At 69.0% G+C, this 6,025-nt stretch carries 4 protein-coding genes; 2 read left to right on the top strand and 2 right to left on the bottom strand.

What is annotated here, in order from left to right:
• Together D180_RS14090 and D180_RS14085 are read left to right on the top strand one after the other, a co-directional pair.
• A partial coding sequence (locus tag D180_RS14090) for a M13-type metalloendopeptidase (RefSeq protein ID WP_017913307.1) occupies positions 1 to 2,033 on the top strand: 2,033 nt, incomplete at its 5' end.
• A 237-nt stretch (positions 2,034 to 2,270) separates the two neighbouring features.
• Positions 2,271 to 4,283: a M13 family metallopeptidase gene (locus D180_RS14085; protein ID WP_017913306.1), complete on the top strand. Its 2,013-nt coding sequence runs from the start codon at positions 2,271 to 2,273 to the stop codon at positions 4,281 to 4,283.
• A 145-nt stretch (positions 4,284 to 4,428) separates the two neighbouring features.
• Here D180_RS14085 and D180_RS14080 read toward each other — a convergent pair whose 3' ends face one another.
• Both D180_RS14080 and D180_RS14075 read right to left on the bottom strand, forming a co-directional pair.
• The gene (locus D180_RS14080) at positions 4,429 to 5,091 is read right to left on the bottom strand and encodes a rhomboid family intramembrane serine protease (protein WP_043091004.1); all 663 of its coding nucleotides are present in this window, start codon (positions 5,089 to 5,091) and stop codon (positions 4,429 to 4,431) included.
• 582 nt (positions 5,092 to 5,673) lie between these two features.
• The coding region (locus D180_RS14075) for an MGMT family protein (protein ID WP_017913304.1) at positions 5,674 to 6,025 on the bottom strand (352 nt) is incomplete at its 5' end.

Raw genomic sequence — 6,025 nt, 5'->3', positions numbered from 1 at the left:
CCGCCGCCGACGCCGCCAAGCCCGCGCCGGCCGCCGCCCCGGCCGCGGCGTCGACCGACCTCAAGCTCGACACCAGCAAGCTGCCGGCCTACAACGCCTTCAACGTCGACGACCTGGACGCCGGCAAGAACGCCTGCGACGACTTCAACGGCTACGTCAACGGCAAGTGGCTGGCCGCCAACGAGATCCCCAAGGACCGCAGCAGCTGGGGCGCGTTCTCGATCCTGGACGAGCGCTCGGTCGCGGCGCAGCACCAGCTGGCCGAACAGGCCGCCGCCGCGGCCAACCCGCAGGGCGTGGAGAAGATCGTCGGCGACTTCTGGTCCTCGGGCATGGACGACGCCAAGATCAACGCCCAGGGCATCGCGCCGCTGAAGGCCGACCTGGCCGCGATCGACGGCCTCAAGGACGGCCCGGCGGTGGCCGAGTACCTGCGCCAGAGCGCGGCCAAGGGCGAGAACGGCCTGTTCGGCTTCGGCGCCGAGGCGGACTTCAAGAATTCGGCGATGAACATGGCCTACGCCATGCAGGGCGGCCTCGGCCTGCCCGACCGCAGCTACTACTTCGACGCCGACAAGCAGGACAAGCTCAAGGCCTACCAGGCGCACGTGGCCAAGGTGCTGGAGCTGGCCGGCGTGCCGGCGGCCGACGCGGCCAAGCAGGCGCAGGACGTGGTGGCGCTGGAAACGCGCCTGGCCAAGGTGTCCAAGTCCAGCGAGCAGCTCTCGCGCGACGCCGAGCTGTCCTACAACCCGGTCACCCCGGCCGATGCCGACAAGCTGACCCCGAACTTCCCCTGGACCAAGTTCTTCGAGTCGCAGGGCGTGGCCGTGCCGGAGAAGTTCTCGCTGGCGATCCCGGCCTTCCACCAGGAAGTGAGCAAGGCGCTGGGCGACACCGACCCGTCGGTGTGGCGCGCCTACCTGCGCTTCCACACCGTGGACAGCGCCTCGCCGTACCTGAGCGACGCCTTCGCGCAGGAAAACTTCGCCTTCTACGGCAAGGAACTCAACGGCCAGGCCGAGATGAAGCCGCGCTGGAAGCGCGTGCTCGGTAGCATCAACGAGGGCGCCGGCGAGGCGATGGGCCAGATGTACGTCAAGGTCGCCTTCTCGGCCGACGACAAGGCCAAGATGCAGCAACTGGTCGAGAACCTGAGCCAGGCGCTGAAGGCGCGCCTGGAGAAGCTGACCTGGATGAGCGACGAGACCAAGGCCAAGGCCCTGGACAAGTGGAAGACCTTCACCCCGAAGATCGGCTACCCGGACAAGTGGCGCGACTACGCCAGCCTGAGCACCCAGCGCGACAGCTACCTGGACAACGTGCGCGCCGCCACCGCGTTCAACTACAAGTACAACCTCAGCAAGATCGGCAAGCCGGTGGACAAGACCGAGTGGGGCATGACCCCGCAGACGGTCAACGCCTACTACAACCCGCTGCAGAACGAGATCGTGTTCCCGGCGGCGATCCTGCAGCCGCCGTTCTTCGACCCCAAGGCCGACGACGCGTTCAACTACGGCGGCATCGGCGCGGTGATCGGCCACGAGATGACCCACGGTTACGACGACCAGGGCGCGCGCTTCGGGCCGACCGGCAACTTCGAGAACTGGTGGACCCCGGCCGACGCCAAGAAGTTCTCCGCGCTCACCGGCAAGCTGGTGCAGCAGTTCGACGGCTACGAGGTCGACGGCAAGCACGTCAACGGCAAGCTGACCCTGGGCGAGAACATCGCCGACCTGGGCGGCATCACCACCGCCTACGACGCCATGAAGAAGGCCACCGAGGGCAAGGACGACCCGAAGGTCGGCGGCATGAGCCGCGACCAGAACTTCTTCATCAACTGGGCCACCGTGTGGCGCACCAAGTACACCCCGCAGAACGCGATGGTGCGCCTGACCACCGATCCGCACGCCCCGGCGCAGTTCCGCGCGATCGGTGCGCCGTCGAACCTGGAGGCCTTCGCCACCGCGTTCCAGTGCAAGCCGGGCGCGCCGATGGTGCGCAGCGGCGACAAGCGCGTGGTGATCTGGTAAGCGACGGCGTCACTGCCGTCTCGCGAAAAGGCCCGGCTTGTCCGGGCCTTTTCTTTGCGTGGGCGTCGGCCTGCGACGGCGGTGGCGATGCCGACCGCCCTGCCCGGCCACCGGCGCCCGTGCCTGCCGGCGTCCCTCGCTGAATCCGATGGGGACGTGGACGCGCATCATCGCCACAGTTGCACACCGCGGCTTGTTAAACTCCGCCGACTTTAATCCTGACCGGATGCGTTCCCGATGCCCAATGCCCGTCCGCTTGCCCTCGCCGTCGCCCTCGGCCTGATCGCCCTCGCCTCCGCCGCCGATGCCGCGCCCAAGAAGAAGCGCGCCGCCGCGCCCAAGGCCCCGCCGATCAGCGCCGCCTGCAGCGACTTCTACGACGACGCCAACGCCGACTGGCTGAAGCAGAACCCGGTGCCGCAGACCGGCGCGGTCACCGCGCTCGGCCAGCTGGCCGAGCGCACCCAGCAACAGCAGCGCGACCTGCTCGACGCCTCCATGCAGTCGCCGCAGAACGCGGTGCAGAAGGCGCTGGGCGACTTCTGGGCCAGCGGCCTGGACGAGGCCGCCGTGGAGAAGGACGGCTCCAACCCGATCGCGCCGCTGCTCGGTCGCATCGATGCGATCAAGAAGGCCAAGGACGTGCCGGCCTCGATCGCCGCGCTGCACCAGATCGGCATCCCGGTCGCGTTCAACTTCGGCGCCGACGTCGACCTGAAGGCGCTGGACCGCCACATCGGCTACTTCATGCAGGGCGGCATGGGACTGCCCGACCCGGCCTTCTACACCCGCACCGACGCCGACACCATGGCGCTGATGGGCCGCTACCGCACCTACGTCAAGCAGATCCTGACCCTGACCGGCACCCCGGCCGACCGCCTCGAGGCCGACGCGCAGTCGGTGCTGCAGATCGAGACCGCGCTGGCGCGCAGCGCCAAGTCGCTGTCCGGCATCAACAACCCGTTCAACAACTACGCGCCGATCTCCACCAAGGAGTTGAACAAGCAGTACCGCAACCTGCAGCTCGACGCCTTCCTCAAGGCCCAGGGCGTCAACGACGACCTGGTGTCGATGGCCGACCCGGACATGTTCAAGCAGCTCGACGGCATGATCGTCAGCATCAAGCCCGAGCAGTGGAAGGCCTACCTGCGCTGGCGCGTGGGCGATGCGATGGCGCCGTACCTGTCCAAGAGCTTCCGCGACGCCAGCTTCGAGTTCCGCGGCCGCGTGCTGCAGGGCCAGGTCGCGCCGCCGCCGCGCTGGGCGCAGGTGCTGGACGCGATCAACGTCGCCGCCGGCCCGATGCTGGGCCGCGAGTACGTGGCCCGCTACCTGTCGGCCGACACCCGCCGCCAGGCCGAGACCATCGCCGACCAGGTGCGCGACGCGCAGATCGCCGCGGTCAAGCGCAGCACCTGGCTGAGCGAGCCGGCGCGCACCGAGGCGCAGGCCAAGCTGGCCGCACTGAAGATCGAGGTCGGCGCGCCGCGCCGCGACCTCGACTACACCCTGCAGCCGATGGGCCGCGGCAGCTTCGGCGGCAACATGCTGATCGCCTCCACCTGGCGTCACCGCGAGGAGATGAAGCGCATCGGCAAGGGCAACGCCGACCGCCGCTGGGACGTGCTGCCGCAGCAGCCGGCGCTGACCTACGACATCGCCCAGAACCGCCTGATCGTCACCGCCGCGGTGCTGCAGCCGCCGGTGTACGCGGCCGGCGGCGACGCCGCGACGCTGTACGGCGCCTACGGCGCGATGGTCGCGCACGAGCTGATCGGCGCCATCGACAGCAAGGGCAGCCAGGTCGACGCGCAGGGCCAGTTGCGCAACTGGTGGACCCCGGAAGACAAGAGCGCCTGGAACGCGCTGGCCGCCCGTACCGCCGCGCAGTACGGCGCCTACGACTTCCCCGGCGTGAAGGGCGCCAAGGTCAACGGCCCGCTGACCCAGGACGAGGACCTGACCGACATCGGCAGCGTCGAACTGGCCTGGCAGGCCTACAGCGCCGCGCAACCGACCGCCAACGAGGCCGGCAAGCAGGCGTTCTACAAGGCCTGGGCCGGCCTGTGGGCGCAGCAGCTGTCGCCGAACGAAGCCGTGCAGCGGGTCACCGCCGACGTGCACGCGCCCGGCCGCTGGCGCACCAACGGCGCGCTGGTCAACCTGCCCGCCTTCGCCGCGACCTTCACCTGCAAGCCCGGCCAGCCGATGGTGCGCAGCGAGGCCGAACAGATCCACCTGTGGCCGTGAGCCGGTGCCGGCGCTAGCCGCCGGCCAGGCACACACAGCAAGACGGCGCGGGCAACCGCGCCGTCTTGCGTTCAGGAGTCGGGAAAACGTGCCGCCGCGCCGGCGCCGCGCTTGCTACGAGCAGCAGCGCGGCAGGCGTTTTCGCTCAGCGCACGATGCGCGGACGCGGCGGCTTGCGCTTGCCGAACGGCGGCTGGCCGCGCCAGTAGCGGATCATCAGCCAGCCGAACAACATGCCGCCCAGATGCGCGAAATGCGCCACGCCCGGCTGCCAGCCGGTGAAGCCCATCAGCAGTTCCAGCGCGCCGAACACGATCACGAAGGTCCGCGCCTTCATCGGGATCGGCGGGAACAGCAGCACCACCCGCTGGTTCGGGAACAGCATGCCGAACGCCAGCAGCAGGCCGAAGATGCCACCGGAGGCGCCCAGGGTCGGATACGGCTCGTTGCCGTTGCTGAGCATCCACCAGCCGACCAGCAACTGGCACAGGCCGGCACCGACCACGCAGACCAGGTAGTAGGTCAGGAAGCGCTTGTTGCCCCAGGTCTGCTCCAGCGGCCCACCGAACATGTACAGCGCCAACATGTTGAACAGCAGATGCGGGAAGTTGCCATGCAGGAAGCCGTAGGTCAGCAACTGCCAAAGCTGGAAGTTCTCCCCGGGCGAGAACGCATCGAAGACGCCGATCGGCCACAGCATGAACGGCTCGAACGTCGCGTCGCCCAGCAAAAAGGGTTGCTGCAGCAGGAACACCACGACATTTGCGATCAGAAGCGCTTTAGTGACGGGCGGAAGTCTGGGAAACATGGTCGGGTCCGTGGCAACTGACTCCATCATAGCCGCTCGCTGGAGCATGCACCCCAACCAATGCAGCGGCACGCGATGACCAACGACGCTCTTCCAAGAGGTATTGCGAGCGCGGTGCGCCGAAGAGACAGTCAAGGGCGCGGGCGAAGCCTCGCGCAGTCAACATGCAGCATGCGCTTCGCGTCCGTACCCTCACCCCAACCCCTCTCCCGGGGGGAGAGGGGCTTGGCGTTCCCTTCTCCCCTTGGGAGAAGGTGCCCCGAAGGGGCGGATGAGGGTAAGGGCGCAGCCTCGTGCAGTCGAAACACCGCTCGCGCTTCGCGCCCTACCCTCACCCCAACCCCTCTCCCGGAGGGAGAGGGGCTTTTACCCCCTTCTCCCTCCGGGAGAAGGTGCCCCGAAGGGGCGGATGAGGGTACGGGGCGCAGCCTCGTGCAGCTAAAACACCGCTGAAACACCGCATGCGCTTCGCGCCCCTACACTCACCCCAACCCCTCTCCCCGGGGGGAGAGGGGCTAAGCCCTTCACAGCCGGCGTCTTCTGCGCTTCGAGACACGAGCCCCGCAGTTCTGGCGCGCCTCGCTAGCGCGGCCCCCAGACCTCGGCATCGAGATCGCGCGCCGGCGCCGGCGAACGCTTCACCCGTCCGCCCTGCACCGCCACGCCTTCGGCGCGCAGGCGCTGACATTGCTCGCGATAGCCGCGCGAGCCTTCGGGAAAGGCGATGCGGCCGTCGCTGCGCAGCACCCGGTGCCAGGGCAGCGCGGCATCGGCATTGCCGCCGAGCAGGCGCGCCACCAGCCGCGCGCGTCCCGGCAACCCGGCCAGCATCGCCACCTCGCCATAGCCGCGCACCTGGCCCGGCGGGATCGCCCGGATCGTCGCCAGGATCCGCGCATGCGCCTCGGCCGCCGCCGTCGCGGCCGGCGCCGAC

The organism is Xanthomonas sp. SHU 166 (genome assembly GCF_000364685.1).
GTDB lineage: Bacteria > Pseudomonadota > Gammaproteobacteria > Xanthomonadales > Xanthomonadaceae > Xanthomonas_A > Xanthomonas_A sontii.
The sequence above is the reverse complement of the archived record's forward strand: the minus strand, read 5'-3'. Positions and strand labels throughout refer to the sequence as shown.